Raw genomic sequence first — 17,112 nt, 5'->3', positions numbered from 1 at the left:
AGCGCTCTCTACGAGCGACCCGCATCTTCATCCGAATAGCATCTTTCGATCACTTCAGCGTAGCGCCGAGCAAAAGACTCACTGCGGGAAAGCAGGTTGGCAGGGTTCGGATCACGCCCGTCCTGCTGGGCGCTTCGCAGTTCGGCAAGATCAGCCTGCCGGGCTTCACTCTCCAAACCGACGAAGTCCACGACCTCCCACTCGCCGCCGGGGAAGTCTGTCTCCCCCAATTCCCTCGCAGCTTCCGCCAACTCCTCCGCGCGCTCGAATACCTCCTGCAACTCATCCAAACCATCCGGAGCAGCCACGAAGTCCAGCACTTCGGTAGCCAGGACCAGATGATCAACGACCTCCGTCTCAAAGGGTGGCCCGTCCGGGTCACTTCCGTCGATCACCTCACCCAAGCTGCCTCGGAGGGCAGTCACATCGTCCACAATCTCCGTAGATCGCTCCGCGCCCTGCCGGCAGATACGCGTGGCGAGGTCAACCGACCTGGACAGGACCTCTCGATGCTGCTCGAACCAGGGAGAGAACTTCGGATCCTGATGGAAATTGCAGTACCGAACCAGGACCAGTGCTGCCGCGCTCTGCCGAGCCAACGTGTCGAGCAGGGGTGCCTGACGCATATCATCCGTCAGGCTCATTTGAACCTTCTCTCACCCATGAAGGCGAACCTACCACCCAAGGTCTGCACGAAGCCGAGGAACTTGGCTCCCCTCAGCGATGCGCCGCGATCACGGACTGCGTTCTCGCAGTATGCGCAGACGTTTCGGTTGGCCGCACCGCCAAGGAACTCCCACCCTTGGTCGTCGATGTACTTCAGGGCGGTCATCTCCGCGTGCCCCCGACCGTTGGCGTGAACCTCGCCAGCGCCCAACCGGTCCTTGATGGCCCCTGGAACGTGCTTCCGGTTGGAGGCCACTACCGTCCGGATGTCGCCAGCCTGGTCCCGCGCCATGACAACGGCTGTGGTGTCGTTCTTGTAGGCATAGCCGCCGTCTTCCTTGTTCGGTTTCTTGAGGCCTTCGTGAAGCTCCTTGGCGCGCTCGTAGGCCTGCTCGTCGTAGTCCGGGCACTCGTTGTGGACCAGGATCGTCTGGCCGCCGGCCAGGACGTAATAGTTGTGATCAGCGTCGACGGTGAGGTTGAAGACGCGCTCATGGCGCCGTTCATGGTCCACCGCACTGATCTGGACCCAGACGCCCGACGAGGCCCTGAGCCACATGCCCGGCTTGAGCGTGTCGGCGGTGACCCACCGTCCCACGTCTGGCAACCAGTAGTGGTGACCGGCCGTTGACGTGACCTGGCCGGTGGCGTGGCCGTCGCGGCCGTCGGTGTCGAGGGTCAGGGTGACCAGCTTCTTGTCGCCCTTGTTGTTCCGGGTGTCCGTGACCTGACGATCCCGGGTGTCACCGGTTTCGACATCCGTGGCCTTGATCCGGTGGCCCTCCCGCAGGTCCTCGATGGCCTTGGTCGTGCCGTCGGCCATCAGGACCTTTGTGCCGGGTACGAAGCTGTTCACCTTGCAGCTCGGGCCGGACGGTTTCTCCGGCTGCTTCGGAGCGCCGGTGGAGGGGGAGCCCGCCTTCGCCGCCTTGCTCGTGTCGTTGGCGGTGTCGATGCCGTCGGCGATCTTCTTACCCGTCTTCGCCAGCTTCGCCGCGGCCACCGCGTTACCCGCCAGCGGAATGGCGGACGCCATCGACAGAGCCGCGTCGACGTAGTTGCCCTCGGCCGCGTACCAGATGCCGTTCGCGACGTCGGCGACCTCACCGACGACCGGCACCATCCCGACCACATCCAGGGCGGCGTGACCGATGTCCGACCACGACATCCCGAACAGATGCCCGTCCAACTCCACGAAGCTGACCGGGTTACCGCCGGCGAACGCGTACCGGTTACCCGTGAACGGATCCATCGCCAGACCCATGTCGGCCATCGCGCCGCCGTAGGTGTCCCGCGTCAGGAACCGGTTCAACCCCGGGTCGTAGTTGCGGAAACCCATGTCGTACGTGCCGGAGCCCGCATCCCACCGGGAGGCGTTGAACCGGAACGCGTTGTACGGCTCCTCACCCTCCGGCGCCGCACCCGGCTTGTCCACACCCGTGAACTGCGACTCGTCGTCCTTGCCGTACGCCGTGTAGCCGTACGTCGCCCGGGTCCTGCCGTCCTCCTTCGCGATCCCGATGACGTCACCACGGGGCCGGTAGATGAACTGCGAGTACTCCCGGCTGCCGTCGTCTTTGTGCTTGATCTGGGTCAACTGCTGACCCCACGGCGCGTACTGGTACGACTTCGTCGCCTTGCCGGCGACCTCCTCGCGCAGCACCTGGTTGTCCATCCCCAGGTACGTGAACAGGGTCGTCTTGCCGTCGGCCGTCTGCGACACCGTCCGGTCGAACGGGTCGTACACGTAGGTGGTCGACTTGGCGTTGGCGCCGACGCCCGCGGTGGTCTTCGCCGTCCGGTCGAAACCGTCGTAGTAGTGCTTCTGCGCCCGTTGGCCGCCGATCGACACCGTGTCGAGTCGGCCCAGCGGGTCGTAGTTGTACGTCGATGTCACGCCACCGGTGCTGGTGGAGTGCAGCCGGTTCCGGTCGTACTTGCTGGTGCTCGTCGTACCGCCGACCGTCTGGGACACCGTGTTGCCGTTGGCGTCGTAGACGTACGTCTCCGTCGACGTGCTGTCGCCGGTCTTGTCGAGCTTGGCGATCCGGTCCTGCGGGTCGTACGAGAAGACGTACGTGTTGTCGATGTGGTCCGACGCGTTGTCGGCGTTCATCAACTTGAGCACGTCACGCGACGGGTGCCCGTTGGCCTGGTACTCCAGCGTGTGCTCCGCGACGGTCGCTCCGCCGGAGGTCTTCTCCAGCTGGTGCTTCGTGGCGCCGTCGAGGTAGTACTCGAAGTCCACGGTGTTGCCGTTGGGCTTGGTCTGCTTGAGCAGCTGCCCGCGAGCCGTGTACGTGAAGGTCGAGATCTGCTGGTTGCCCGCCGTCGGCGAGTCGGCGTTGGTCACCTTGGCGACCATGTCCCGCGGGTCGTACTCGATCTTCGACCAGGTGAGGTCGTGGGTCGAGGTGAGCGGGTTGCCGTTCGCGTCGTAGGTGAGCGCCGTGGTGTTCTTCGGCGTCGTGTCCGACGCCCCGACGAACTCCTTGACCGAGGAGATCTGGTTCACCTGGTCGTACGCGACGTCGTACCGGCTGATCTTCGCGCCCGGGCTGAGGTCCTTGACCTCGACCAGCATCCCGTTCGGGTTGTACTGGTAGGTGAACTGCTTCTTCTCGTTGTCGGCGTCACCGCCGTTGTCGCGCACCAGCTTGACGGCGTCGGCGAGCACCTTGCCCGTCGCCTGGTCGGTGACGGTGATCTTCTGGACGCCGTCCTCGACGAACGGGTGACTGCCCAGGCTGATCCAGGTGCCGGTGTTCTGCGTCTGGTTCACCGTCCTGACGACACTGCCGCCGTTGTGGGTGATGGTGAACTTCGCGTCCGTCGCGGCGCCGCTGACCTGCGGGTGCCGGACGAACACCTCGTAGTTGCCGTCCCGGGGGATGGTCAACTGCCAGTTGAACTGCGCCGACCCGCTGCCCGCCGCAGCGGTGGCCACGTCGTAGCCCCACTGCCCGGTCGCGGCGCCGTTGGCCCAGGTGCCCTGGGAGGCCGTGTTGTTCGAGTCGGAGTTGTCGACCAGGACCACGTCCTTGCCGACCGGCAGGCCGTCCTCCGACCGCCCCTTCTCGTTGCCGGACGGGTAGTACTCCCACGTCATCGTCCGCGTGGTCGACCCACCGGCCGAGCTCAGCGTGTTCGTGGTCTGCTGGCCCAGGTCGTTGTAGTCGTACGAGTTGACGATGTCCCACGGGTCCTTGGACGTCTTCGTCCACCCGTTGTCGTAGTAGGTGTACTCGGTGTCGTTCCGGACCGTCTGCCCGTCGGACGGCGGCGCGCTGACCTTCGTCAGGTTGCCGATCTCGTCGTAGCTGTAGAAGGTCTTGTCCGGCGTGTTGTAGCGGCTGTCGTCCTTGTCGTAGGACGACCACTCCTCCTTCTTACGGTTGAGCGCGTCGTAGACCGTCACCACGGCGAAGTCGTCGGCGTCGTCGGTGGTGTTCACACCGCGCGGCGTGATCCCCTTCGTCTGGTTGCCGACCTGGTCGTACTCGTACTTGGTGGTGCGGTAGGTGATGGTGCCGGCGGTGTCCTTCTTGTGCGGCACCTTCGACTCGACCAGCGCGCCGCGGGCGTCGTACGTCGCCAGCGACTCGTTGCCCTCCGCGTCGGTGGTGCCGAGCGTCAGGCCGTCCTTGTCGTACCGGGCGGTGGTGAACTTGCCCGCCGCGTCGGTGGTCTTGACGACCCGGCGGTTCCAGTCGTACTCGTACTTCGTGGTGAAGTCGTCCGCCGCGCTCGCGGTCGCCTTCGCGTCGTAGAGGACGGTGACGTTGCCGACGTTGTCGTACTCCGAGGTCACCTTCTGGCCGAGGCCGTTGCTGGCCTCGATCGGCTGGTAGATCGCGTCGTACCTGGTGGTCGTCGTGTAGTCGCCGACCGTGGCGGTCAGGTTGCCCTGCGGCTCCGTGACGGTCAGGACGTTGCCGACCTTGTCGTACGTCGTGGTGGTCTTGCGCTCCGGATCGGTCGACACGTCCTTCGGCGCGTACGACTCGGTGACCTGGTCGGCCTTGTCGTAGACGGAGGTCGACTCCGCCCCGTTGGCCGCGTACGCCGTGGTGATGTTGTCGTTGGCGTCGTAGACCGGGGCCCTGGTCGTGATGAAGCGGTTGTTCGCCGCGTCCAGCGGCTCGACCTTCGCCTTGGGCCGGCCGAACGTGTCGTACGCCTGGGTGACCTTGGCGTTCCTGCCGTTCCTGACCTCGAGGACGTTGCCCCGGTCGTCATAGGTGAAGTACGAGAAGCCCGGGCCCGGGTCCTCGATCGTCGTCGGGTAACCGCTGGGGTGGAAGGGACCGTATTTTGTGGTGTTGCCGTTGGCGTCCCTGGCGGTGAGGAGCTGACCCCACTCGTCGTAGGTGTTGGTGCTCGTGTAGTCGCCGGCGGTCGCCGTGGTGTTGCCCACCGGGTCGGTGACCGACTCGACGTCACCCTCGGCGGTGTACGTGAAGGTCCACTTGCGCCCCTCCGAGCTGGTCTTGCTGACCACCTCGGCCACGTAGCCGTTGAGCTGGCGCTGGTAGGTCAGCGCCGTGCCCGGCCAGCCGTTCCTGACCGCCTCGGCGTCCCGCACCAGGGTCGGGTAGCCGGTCTTGGCGTCGTACGCCCAGGTGGAGACCGCGCCGTTGGCTTCCTCGAGCCGGACCACGTTGTGGTCGTCGTCCCAGCCGAACCTGGTGGTCTCGGTCTTGGCGTTGGTGGTCTGGTAGGCCCGGCCGTAGCCGTCCAGCTGGTAGGCGGTGGCGTGGTTCTCCGCGTCGGTCACCGTGGCGTTGATGTTGTTGCCCTGCGGGCCGTCCGGATCCACGTACGCGAACTGCGTCGGGTGGCCGAGCCGGTCGGTGTACGACTTGGTGGTCCAGTGCCACTTCGGGTCGTCGCCGGCCTGCGGGTAGTTGTAGACCAGGTTTGTCGCGTTGCCCCGCGGGTCGGTGGTCTTGACCAGCTTGACGTTCTTGTTGCCCTGGGTCATGTCGTAGGCGAACTTGAACGTCTTCGGCGCGCCGTCGGTCGAGCCGGCGCCGTCGACCAGCTCACCGAGCAGACCCTTGTCCGTGTACGCGAAGCTCAGCTTCCGCCCGGAGATGTCGGTGATCGTCGAGATGTGGTCGATGATCTTCGGGTTGGTCAGGCCGGTCCCGGTCTTGCGGGTCCAGGTGACGTCGTCGATGTAGTCGTACGTCTGGCCCTTCGCGAAGTAGTCGACGGTCAGCGTCCTACGGCCTGCCGCGTCGGTGATGTAGCGGAGGAACTTCGTCGGCTTGTTGTTGGACTTCCGCTCCTCGTAGGTGAACACCATCTCGTTCTGGTTGTTGTCCACGATGCTGGACAGGAAGCCCTCGCAGTCGTAGAAGAACTGCGTCCGGTCCGGCCGGGTCAGCACCCACGCCCTGCGCTCCTGGACGTTGGGCTTGCAGTCCACGCTGCTGTACTTCTGCAGGTGAAGGTGCACGCCCTTCGGGCTCTTCCACTCGTTGGACGCCGCGTCCCAGGTGAACCAGTGGCTGGTGCCGTCACCGTCGGTCAGCGTGACCTTGGTCGGGTTCGGGTTCGGGTGGAAGTCCAGCGGCGTGCCCAGGCGCATCATCGAGGACGCCTGCAGCGACCAGCCGTAGCCGGCCACCGAGTCGCTGGTGTCCAGCGAGTTGTACGCCAGCCGCACGAACGTCGACAGACCCCGCGACGGGTTGTTGATCGCGTTGTACGACCAGACCGTGTTGCCGGAGTAGAGGTTGTTCATCACCGAGCCGCCGGCGCCGGTGTTCTTCCCCGCGTACGAGTAGAACTTCTCCAGACCCAACTGGTCGGAGGTCGGCTCCTCCACCGCCACGTTCTGCGGCAGCGGCTTGATCGGCGTGGTCTCCGAGAGCTTCTTGCCGGTGAGCTTGTTGCGCAGATCCCACTGCAGCACGTAGTCGGTGCGCTTGTTGCCCTCCGTCGAGGACGGCGGGGTCTTCAACTGCGCGGCCACGTCGACCGTGCCGCCGGCCGGGACGCTCCGCGGCAGGGCGGTGCGCAACTCGAAGCTGGCGTCCGCGCCGTCGGTGAGGCCGTCGGCCCGCTTCCAGTCGTAGGCCAACTCCCAGTCGGTCGGGTTCCACGCCGCCAGGGTCGGGTTCGACAGGGTCATCGGCACCGTGTACGTGGCGTTCGGGGTCGCCAGCGCCGGCGTCGAGGCCGCGTAGTAGGTCGACTCGGCGGTCTGCTCGAGGTAGGTGACCTCCAGCGTCGGCCGTAGCAGCGGCTCCTGGCTCTCGGACGACAGCAGCATCGCCCGCATGGTCTGGTTGACCTCGTCGCGCTGGCGCAGCAGGAGACCGTGGTTGGTGGTCGGGCTGGTGAGCCAGCTCTTCGCCGCCGGGGTGACGTCCCAGCTCGCCCACTCCGGGTCGTTGGTGAACCCGTTGGCGCCCGCCTTCCAGGAGGTGTCGTAGTCACCGCCCTTGGTGGTCCAGGCAGTGACGCCGTCGCGGGTGTCCCAGGTCGCCTTCGTCTCGTCGAACGCCTGGGTGAGCCGGTAGACGTCCACGAACTCGCCGGTGGTGCCCGTGCCCGGGAACAGCGACGTGTTGTACATCCGCAGCTCGGCGTCGACGATCTGCGCGTTGGTCGGGACACCGGCCAGCGCCGGGAACCTCACCAGGCCGTGGGTGTCGCCGTAGTAGGTCGAGTTGTTCCCCGGGCTGACGTACGGGTCGCCGCTGTAGACGTCCACGTTCTCCGTCGGCCGGGTCTGCGAGAGCGTGGTGTCCGTGGTGTCCGTACGGTAGATCCGGGTGATCTGGCCCGCCTTCGGCAGGATCGCCGACTGCGTCGGACCCGCGATCAGCCGCCCGTCCCTGGTCTTGACGGCAACCATGTAGTAGTAGAACTTCCGCGCCAGCGGGTCGGTGTTGTCCGCAGGCGTGGGGACCGCGGTGGTGTCCTGGTAGGTGCGGGTGCCGCTGGAGACCGGTGCGACCAGCGTGGCCGCCGAGGGCACGTACTCCTGGAAGATGCTGCGGTGCACCTGGTACTCGGCGATGTCCGTGCCCGGGTAGGCCGGCCAGTCCAGCACCGCACCGGTGGAGGTGATCGTGGCCGGCGGGTTCACCGCGACGCCCGGGGCGCCCCAGGTCACCACCAGCTTCGGCAGGTTGTAGTCCCGCCGCGCGTTGTTGTAGGCGAACTCCGACGCCTCGTAGATCGGGCCGCCGCGGCCCTTCTTCGTCTCGTCGACCGCCTTGACCATGAAGCCGTGGTTCTGCTGGGACCTGTTGACCCACTCCTGCACGGCGTTGCGGACCGGGAACGAGTTCCAGACGCTGGAGACCGTCGCCTTCTTGGTCGCCACGCCCCAGCGGGTGAAGCGGACCGCGTCCGCGATGACCGACTTGCCGGCCACGTCGCCGAGGACGACCTTGCCGGTGGTGCCGGCGACGAACGGGTGGACCCCGAGGGTCTTCCACTCACCGAGACCGCTGCCGGTCTGGTCGACGTTGTAGGTCTTGGACCCACCGTTGTAGTGGACCGTGTACGGCGCGTTGGTCGGCCGGTCCGCCTCGGTGACGAAGTGGGCCTCGACCTGGTAGTCACCCGACTCGGTGATGGTCGGCACCCAGGTGTGGGTGTTCCCGGCGATGGTGTCGCCGTTGTGGCGGTAGTCGCCGTTGACCGCCAGCGGCGTCAGCGTGGCGTTGGCCGAGTACGGCCAACTGCCGCTCAACGAGGTGCCGGCGTCGCCGTCGTCCGTGGTGACCATGTTGCCGGCCGGCTGGTCGGCCATGTTGGTGTTCATGTTCGACCAGTTCGCGGTGCTCTCCGTCCACGGCTGGGTGACCCGGCGGGCCTCCATCGCCACGTCGAAGCCCCACGCGTGGTGGGTCTGCGAGTAGTACATCTCCAGCCGCGCGTCGTCGATCGGCGTGTTCGCCGGGATCGAGCTGACGTCGAACTTGATCAGGGACCGCCACGACTGGGCGGCGTCCGTACCCACCTTCAACTGGTAGGTGTCGTTGTGGTTCGTGGTGGCGGCGCCGGAGTAGATGGCGACGTCCTGCGCGTCGTCCGGCACCGGCTGGACCTTGATGGTCGGGTCGACCACCACCGGGTACACCCGCGCCGGGTCCGCCAGCCAGCCCGCGTCGGGGGTGACGGTGACCGTCGTGGTGGCACCGGACCGCGTCACCTGCTGGGTGACTTTGTCGCTCCACACCTTGCCGTGCGGCGAGGCCTTGTCGTCCTTGTCGTCGAACATGAACGGCGCCGGCATCTCGAAGTACGTCCGGCCGCCGTCCAGGCCGACGAACGCGATAGAGCCGTCCTCGCGCTGCTGCGCGACCAGCCCCGTGGTGTCCAGCGTGAACGTGTAGGACACCGGCGCGGCCGGGGCCCCACGCAGGACGATCTTCTCCTTGAGCGCGGTGCTGGTCACGTCGTAGACCACGTCCGCGCCGCCGGCCAGGCCGGGATAGGTCACCGTCGAGCCGGACACCTTCGGCGTCACCGCCCGCGGCGCGCCCGTCAGGCCCAGCTCGATGCTGCGGCCGTTCTGTTCGAACCGGGCCAGCTCGTCCGAGCTGTCCCCGAAGAGGCTGGTGAAGGAGTTCGTCCGGTTGCCCTGTACGTAGCCCTTGTCGTCGGTGGGCCGGACGGTGGTGTCGATGGGCTGGTAGCGGCCCTTCGCGTCCTTGTAGTGCACCGGCACCACGGAGATCTCCGACTGTGTGCGCCCGTCGGCCAGCTGGTACGTCCTGCCGTTCGCCGTACGCTTGCCGGTCAGCTCCTTGACCCGCTTCTGCGCCGGCCACACCTTGCCCGCCGGCGTCTTCTCCCGCACCGACAGCCCGGCGCTGACGACCTCCGGCCTGGGCCGGCCCGGCCCGTCGCCGGTCAGCCCGCGGGCGGCTGCCCCGAGCCGGTCGAGCAGACCCTTTCCGTCGTCTGCGTCGGCACTCGCCGCGCCCTCCGGCCTCTGGTCGGACAGGGCCTGTGCCCCGCCCAGACTGGCCGCCAGGGCCACCACCAGGGCCGCGACCAGTGGTCCCCGTAGCTTCCTTCTCACCCGTTACTCTCCGATCATGAGCCGACACGTCGGATAGAAGCTAGGGAGAAGACATACACCGACAGCTATCGTCTGGCGATGTCGCGGCGGTAGCGGGGTCGGATACGCCGAAGGGCCGCCCCGATGCGCGGGGCGGCCCTGTCGGGACGGGTTCGATCCGTGGCCGCCGAGGTCTCGATGACCGCCGCGTCCTGGCCGTGGTCGTCGCGGCGGCCATGGCGTGCCGGGACAGGTCAGGACCGGGTCCGCAACTCCCCGGTCCTGACCCCCAGCCGTCCGGCGTGGTAGCGGGCGTCGCCGGATGAGCGCGTGGGCGGCACGCCGCCCACGCCGGGCTCAACACGGCGAGCCTGCCGCCTGCACTCAGCTCCACGGTGCCCAACCACCGGACGTCGGCGCGCCCCCGACTCACCCCGACGAGCCGCGAGCGCCGGATCAGGTTAGGCGTGTCGTTCCGGGCCGGACAACGACGAAACGGGCCGACCGAGCGTGATTGATGTCAAGCTGGAAAAGCGGCATGTCGATGTAACGCGGCTTGCCGGCCCGACGCTTCCTCCCGTCGAGGCGGCCACTGCGTCCGCCCCGTCACCCGGACCGGTAGGAGTGCGCGGTCGCGCCCGCCAGCCGGGCGAACGGACCGCCTGCGGCCAGCAGGGCCGCCGGCGGCCCCCACTCCACCATCCGGCCGCCGTCGAGCACCAGCACCAGGTCGGCGTCGGCGACCGTGGACAGCCGGTGCGCGATGACCACCCGGGTCATGGGCAGCGCCCGCAGTCCGGCCTCCACCGCCGCCTCGGTCACCGTGTCCAGCGCGCTCGTCGCCTCGTCCAGGATCAGCAGCGCCGGATCGGCCAGCAGTGCCCGGGCCAGGGCGACCCGCTGGCGTTGCCCGCCGGACAGACCGGCCCCACCGTCGCCGATCCGGGTCTGCAACCCCATCGGCATGGCCGCGACGTCGTCGTGCAGCGCGGCCAGGCGGATCGCCCGGGCGATCGCGGCGTCGGAGGCATCGGGACGCGACAGGGTCAGCGCCTCCCGCAGGGTGCCCGCGCCGACGTAGGTCTCCTGCAACACCACCCCGATCTGTCGTCGCACCGACGACAGGTCCAGCGTGGCCAGGTCGAGGCCGTCGAGGAGGATCCGACCCTCGGTCGGCGCGTACAGCCCGGTCAGCAGCCCGACCAGGGTGCTCTTGCCGCTGCCGGAGCCGCCGACCACCGCCACCTTCGTGCCCGGCCGGATCACGGCGGTCACCTCACGCAGCGCCCAGGGGGAACGCCGGTCGTACCGGAAGCCGAGACCCGCCAGCGTGACCTGCCCGGTCAGCCTGGGGGCGGGCCGTCCCGGCGTGGGCTGTTCGACGGGCGCCTGCGCGATGTCGGCCAGCCGGTCCACCGTGGGCGGCAGCAACGTGAACGACGGCAGCCGCCGCGCCAGCGCCACCGCCGGGGTGATCGCGGAGACCGCGAGCGCCGCCAGGCCGGCGGCCTGCCCCGGCGAGTCGGCGTGCCGGGCGGCCACCAGGAGCATGAGCACCGGGCTGGCGACCGACCAGGCGGCGAGGGCCGCGTCCGAGACCGCCGACAGCCGGGCCAGCCGGTGCGACGCGGAAACCCCCCGGTGGAACGACTCCTGCCACCGCCGCAGCACCCGGCGCTGTGCCCCGGCGACCCGGATCGCCGCCATGCCCTGCAGCGCGTCGGTCAGCCGGGCCGACTCCTCGCCGGAGGCCAGCATCTCCTCGCGTTGCAGGGCCCCGGAGCGGCTGCCGACCCACAGCGACGTGGCGACCTGCACGGCGATGACGCCGGCGGCCACCGTGCCCAGCGTCGGCGCCAGCACGGCCACCACGGTCAGGTAGCCGACCGCCAGCAGCGCGTCGAGCGCCGTGGCCACCAGCGACGACGCCAGCAGGTCCCGCACGGAGACGGCCGCCCGGACCCGGTCGATCAGGTCGCCGGCCGACCGCCGGTGGAAGTACCGGTAGGCCACGTCGAACAGCCGGCTCACCGTGTCGGTGCCGAGCCGGATGCCGATCCGCCGTTGCAGGGCCGTCACGGCCAGCCCACGTGCCAGCGACAGCGCCCCGGTCACCGCCGCCAGCCCGGCAGCGGCGGCGAACCACGACGCCTTCGGGGGCGCGGTGGCGTCGATGACGGCAGCCGTCGCCCACGGCACGGCCAGCCCCGCCACGGTGATCAGCAGTGACGCCGCCGCCAGCACCGCGAGCAGCCCTGCCTGCCCGCGCAGCACCGGCAGGAGCAACTCCCGGACCGGTGCGGGGGCCCGCGGGGACGGCGGGGCCGGGCCGGCGGGCTCGGCCAGCAGCACCACCCCGGTCGTGCCGGCCGAGAACTGCGCGGGGGACAGGCGCCGCCGTCCGACGGCCGGGTCGACGACGTCGATGCCGCGCCGGCCGAGCCGTTCCACCACCACGTAGTGGTCGCCGTTCCAGTGCGCCACCAGGGGTAGCGCCAGGTCCCGCAGGCGGGTCGCGTCCTGCCGCAGCGCCGGCAGTGCGACCGCCCGGCAGCGCAGCCCGAACTCCTGCGCCGCGTCCCTCAGGTCACGCAGGCTCAGCCCGTCGCGGCCGACGTCGAGCCGGGCCCGCAGCCGCGCCACGGGCACCGCCCGCCCCGACGCGGCCAGCAGCATGGCGAGCGCGCTGGGGCCGCAGTCGGTGGCGGCGACCTGGAGGACCACCGGCACCCGCCGCCGGCGGGTCACCTGGCCGGGGCCGTCCGGTCGCGAGGCAGCCAGAACCACTCGATGTCGGTGGCGGCCCGCCGCTCGGCCAGCCACTCGTCGAACACGGCCCGCTCGACCAGCGCCCGGGTGGCGGCGTCCCACTCGGCGGGTTCCCGGGCCACCACCACGGCGGTCACCGGCATCCCGCCGACCACCGTCGGCACCGGCCCGGTGGCGTCGCGCACCTCGGGTGCGGCTGCGGCGGCGACCGTCCGCAGCACCCCGGCCGCCCGGCCGTCGCGCACGGCTGCGGCCACCGCCGCGAGTGCCGCCTCGCGCCCGGCGGGCGGTGTGCCCTCGGCGGTCCAGGCGACGACCAGGGTGTCGAACGACGCCCGGTGCCGCGCGAACCAGTCCACCGCCCGATCACCCACCACGCGCTCGCGCAGCCGGCTGACCGCCACCGTGTCGGCGACCAGGTCGGCGAAGTCCTCGGCGGACAGGCCACGCTCCGCGAGCCACCGCCCGGTCGACGCCGGGTCGAGCAGCCCCCGTGCCCGGCGGTACGCGTCCGCCGCCGCCTGGAGTTCCTCGTCGGACAGCTCGACGGGGTGCGCTTCCAACTCGGCGGCGATCACGCCGGTGTCGACCAGTCGGGCGAGCACGTCGTGGTCGTACCAGAGGAAGTCGAGCGCGGCGAGGGCCTCCCCCACCCGCAGTGTCCTGGTGCCGATCCGGGCGAGATGGTGGTCGGAGTACCGGATCGCCCCGCGCATCGGCCACGGCAGCGCGGGCGCCGGGCTGTAGGCGACGGAGACGGTGCCGGCTGGCTCGCGGAGCAGCAGGTCGAAGGAGACCGACCCGTCGCTGGTCTCCTCGTCGCGGACGACCGCGGGGTCGGCCAGCGGCCAGCGCTCCCGCAGGGGCGCGAGCCGGTCCCGGGCGTCGCGCAGGCTGGCGCGCCCGATGGTCAGCTCACGCACCAGCGCGAGGGCCTCGTCGAGCAGTGCGGGGTCCAGGGTGCTCACGTGGCGGCTCCGGGAGTGGGCGCGGCCCCGGTGAGCAGGTCGACCACGGCCGCCGTGATCGGCAGGCCGGTCTCCTCCTCCACCCACAGGTACTGGCCGCTGGGGTTGATCTCGATGTACACGTACCGGCCGTCGGGGGTGACGATCAGGTCGAGGGCGCTGTAGCGCAGGCCGAGCAGGCGGGTCAGCGTCACGCAGCGCGCGGCGACGTCGTCGGGCAGGGCGTACGGGCTCATCGGCGTGTTGCGGCCGTCCTCCCGCCGCCAGTCGTAGCGGGCGTGGTTGGACCGCTGCGAGTCGATGGCCACGGCGAACACCCGGTCGCCGACGACGGTGACCCGCAGCTCGACCCGCTTGGGCACGTGGGCCTGCGCGATGAACGGGCAGTGCCGCACCCCGTCGACGTGCCCGATGTCGCGGTGACTGACCGGCTCGGTGAAGCGCATCAGCTCGTCGCCGATGTCGGAGAGGCCGACCTGCTTGGCGATCAGTCGGCCGTCGGCGTGGTTGAACAGGTCGAGCACGGCGCCGGGGTCGTTGCCGACCGTGGTCGCCGGCACGTCGAAGCCGAGGCGCAGGGCGAGCTGGAGCTGGCGGACCTTCTGCTGCGCCCGCAGGACCACCGGCCGGGGCGCGGGCAGGGCCGGCACGTCGAGGGTCTCCCAGACGTCGCCGACGAACTGCCGGCTCTCCTCGACCACGAACCTGGCGTACGGGTCGGCGAGGTGGGCGGGGGCGACCGGCACGCCGGGCCGCCGGAACCAGACGGCGGTGATCGCGTCGAGGTCGACGACCTGGCGGCCGGCCGCGTCCCGGTGGTTCGCGACCGGGTCGGTGCCGCCGGGGCCGGTGCCGGCGCCGTCCGGGCCGGGGTCACGCACGAGGGTGCGGGTCAGCCGGCCGTCGCGGATGGCGACCGACAGCGACGCGCGGGACGGCACGTCGGCCGGGTCGAAGCGGATCCAGGCGGCGCCACGCCGGCGCAACTCGGCCTCTGCCGCGTCGGCGTGCACGTCGTCGGGGGCGGTCAGGATGAGGATCATGTGCACTCCGGGCGGGTCGCCGTCGGCGGCCCGCCCGCACCGGGGCGCGCCGCCGACGGCCGCTGATCAGAAGTCGGTGTCGGTGTCCGGGCGTCCCCCGCCGGGGATGTCGTCGATGGTCTTCGACGAGCCGGCCCCGTTGGCCGGCGGCAGGCCGCCTACCATCCGGGCGAGCTGGTCGTCGGCCAGTTCCACGCCGTCGGCGGGGATGGTGTCGATCCGCACGGTCTTGCGCCTCATGGTCCTACCTCTATCCACATCGGAACGCCGGCCGGTCGGTCGGCCGGGTGGGAAGCAGTGTGGACCGGCCGGGGCCGGGCGGGCACCCGGGTAATCCCTGGGCTTGGACCCCGGTTCTACGCTCCCACCGTGTCTACCGAACTCGTGGCCGAGCGCTTACTGTCGGCGGCCGGCGACACCGACCCGGATCGGGCCGCGCGTCTGCTCTTCCAGGCGTTCGTCGCGCTGTCCCGCACCGCCGACAGTCACCAGATGCTCCCGCTCGTGGCCCGCGCACGGGAGGCCCGCGACACGAGCCGTTCGGCGCGGACGGAGCTGATCTACCGCACGCTGGTGGGGATCGTGGCGACCCGGGCCCGCCGCGCCGACGGGCCGGAGCAGCTCGACACCGCCGTACGGATCTTCGACGGGAACGCCTTCGGTGACGATCCGGTCCTGGTCGAGTGCGCGCTGACGGCCGTGATGACACTGATGCGCCCGCACGAGGCGCGGCGCTTCGCCCCGCTGGTCGACGCCCTCGACCTCGCCCCGGTGGACCGGGCCCGGATGCTCGCGATGATCGGCGTCGGTGACGCGTGGGCCGGCAACCTGGTCCGGGGGCAGGCCGAGCTGCGGGAGGCGGCCCGGATGGCTGAGCTGGCCGGCAGCCTCGACGTGCAGGCCGAGGCGACGTCGTGGCTGGCCAAGTGCGATGCGCTCCGCGGCGACCTGGACCTGGCGGCCGTCCACCTCGACCAGGCCCGGGAGCTGGCCGCGCGCGTCGGATCGGCCTGGGTGGCCCGCCACCTCCCCGAGTGCACGGCCGCGCTGGCGTTCGCCCGGGGCGACCTGGACGCCTGGGCCGGGCTGCTCGAACTCGTGGTCGCCACGGACACCGGTGTGACCGCCGGCCTGCAACACGAGCACCGGTGGGAGTTGGCCACCCACCACGCCCTGGCCGGCCGGCCGGAGGTGGCCGCCGGCCTGCTCGGCGGTGTCGACGACCCGCCTCCCTCGTGGCCGGGTGGGCCGGCGTTGCCGGCGTGGCGGGCCTGGATCCTCGACCCGGATTCGCCGGCGACGACCGGGGCGCTGGCGGCCACGCTCGACGACCTGACCCGGCCCGCCGAGCAACTGCTGACGGCCCGCATCGCCTGGCTGCTCGGTGCCCACCACGGCCGGGCCGGGCGGCGCGGCGAGGCGGCCCGGCTGCTGGAACAGGCGTGCGCGGGGTACGCCCGGACCGGTGCCGCCGGCATGCTCGCCCTGGTGCTGCGCGACCTGCGGCTGCTCGGCGGTCCGCCGGCCACCGGGCCCTCGACGGTGGGCCCGGTCCGCGTCGCCGGGCCGGCGGCCCCCGGCGCGGCGCCGACGTTCACCAACCGGGTCGCCCTGTCGGCGCTGACCGGCGCCGAGGCGCGGGTCGCCGCCGCGATCGCCGACGGGCTCAGCAACCGGGAGGCGGCCCAACGCCTGTTCGTCTCGGTCAAGACGATCGAGTTCCACCTCGGCAACATCTTCCGCAAGCTCGGGGTACGCAACCGCACCGAGCTTGCCGCCCGGCAGGCGCGCACCGGCTAGCGTCGCCTCGTCCGCCCCGGGCGAGGGCCGGACCGCCGCGCCTCAGAAGTGGTGCAGCAGTTCGGGGAAGGCGGACAGCCGCAACACCCCCGCGTCGGCCGGATCCAGTTCGTCGTGCTCCAGCACCCAGGTGTTGTCGTTGGGAATGAACACGGCGTTCAGCCCCGCGGCGCGGGCGGGCCGGATGTCGGACTTCGGGGAGTTGCCGATCATCCAGGTGACGGCGGGATCGAAGCCGTGCTCCCGGGTCAGCCACCGGTAGGTGTCGACGTCCTTCTCCCGCACGATGTGCGCGGCCCGGAAGTGGTGCAGCAGGCCGGAGGCGTCGAGCTTGCGCTGCTGCTCCTCGCGCTCGCCCTTGGTCAGCAGCAGCAGCTCGTGCCGCCCGGCCAGGACGTCCAACGCCTCGGCCACCCCGGGCATCAACTCCACCTGGTGCGCCACCAGGGCGGCGGCCAGGTCCTCGATCCCGCGTCGCTCCGCCACGGTGGCGGGCCGCTGCCGCAGCCGTTCCAGGCACTCGCCCAGGCTGCGCAGGAAGACCTTGCTGCCGTAGCCGTGCGCCACCGCGTTGGCCCGCTCGATGTCGTCCAGGATGGCCCGGATCTCGGCCCGGTCGAGGGTCGGATGGTCCAGCCACTCCAGGAAGTCGTCGATCACCCGCTCGAACAGGACGTTGTTCTCCCAGAGCGTGTCGTCGGCGTCGAAGACGAGCACCTGCCCGGCGCGCCGGCCGGTCACCTCCCCCATTGCCCTCCCTCCCCGCGATGCGCCCCCGGGGCACATCCGTCTGATCTTGGACAGGTCCCGTGCGGTGCGAACCGTAACTGTC

8 protein-coding genes are annotated in these 17,112 nt (G+C 70.4%); 1 reads left to right on the top strand and 7 read right to left on the bottom strand.

The features are described 5' to 3' along the window. Positions 1–8: 8 nt before the first annotated feature. The 6 genes from ABZ809_RS07295 to ABZ809_RS07270 form a co-directional block, all read right to left on the bottom strand. Positions 9–644 carry a hypothetical protein gene (locus ABZ809_RS07295; RefSeq protein WP_357561583.1) on the bottom strand — a complete coding sequence of 212 codons (636 nt, stop codon included), beginning with the start codon at positions 642–644 and terminating at the stop codon, positions 9–11. After that, positions 641–9,721 (bottom strand): DNRLRE domain-containing protein, encoded by a 9,081-nt coding sequence (locus tag ABZ809_RS07290; RefSeq protein WP_357561582.1) that lies wholly within the window; start codon positions 9,719–9,721, stop codon positions 641–643. Before ABZ809_RS07290 ends, ABZ809_RS07295 begins: the two co-directional genes overlap by 4 nt. 585 nt (positions 9,722–10,306) lie before the next feature. After that, positions 10,307–12,487 (bottom strand): peptidase domain-containing ABC transporter, encoded by a 2,181-nt coding sequence (locus ABZ809_RS07285; RefSeq protein WP_357561581.1) that lies wholly within the window; start codon positions 12,485–12,487, stop codon positions 10,307–10,309. Next, positions 12,445–13,437 (bottom strand): TIGR04500 family putative peptide maturation system protein, encoded by a 993-nt coding sequence (locus tag ABZ809_RS07280; protein ID WP_357561580.1) that lies wholly within the window; start codon positions 13,435–13,437, stop codon positions 12,445–12,447. Before ABZ809_RS07280 ends, ABZ809_RS07285 begins: the two co-directional genes overlap by 43 nt. After that, entirely contained in the window at positions 13,434–14,480 is a 1,047-nt protein-coding gene (locus tag ABZ809_RS07275; protein WP_357561579.1) for a hypothetical protein, read from the bottom strand. Before ABZ809_RS07275 ends, ABZ809_RS07280 begins: the two co-directional genes overlap by 4 nt. Positions 14,481–14,546: 66 nt before the next feature. Continuing rightward, positions 14,547–14,720, bottom strand: a complete 174-nt coding sequence (locus tag ABZ809_RS07270) for a putative ATP-grasp target RiPP (protein ID WP_357561578.1) — start codon at positions 14,718–14,720, stop codon at positions 14,547–14,549. Between the two features lie 129 nt (positions 14,721–14,849). Here ABZ809_RS07270 and ABZ809_RS07265 point away from each other — a divergent pair, with 129 nt between their 5' ends. Continuing rightward, positions 14,850–16,280 (top strand): LuxR C-terminal-related transcriptional regulator, encoded by a 1,431-nt coding sequence (locus ABZ809_RS07265; protein WP_357561577.1) that lies wholly within the window; start codon positions 14,850–14,852, stop codon positions 16,278–16,280. 42 nt (positions 16,281–16,322) lie between these two features. Here the strand turns inward: ABZ809_RS07265 and ABZ809_RS07260 are convergent, their stop codons facing one another. Continuing rightward, on the bottom strand, positions 16,323–17,030 hold the full coding sequence (locus ABZ809_RS07260; protein ID WP_357561576.1) for an HAD family hydrolase: 708 nt from the start codon (positions 17,028–17,030) through the stop codon (positions 16,323–16,325). Positions 17,031–17,112 lie beyond the last annotated feature (82 nt).

Source organism: Micromonospora sp. NPDC047074 (assembly GCF_040643815.1).
GTDB lineage: Bacteria > Actinomycetota > Actinomycetes > Mycobacteriales > Micromonosporaceae > Micromonospora.
The sequence above is the reverse complement of the archived record's forward strand: the minus strand, read 5'-3'. Positions and strand labels throughout refer to the sequence as shown.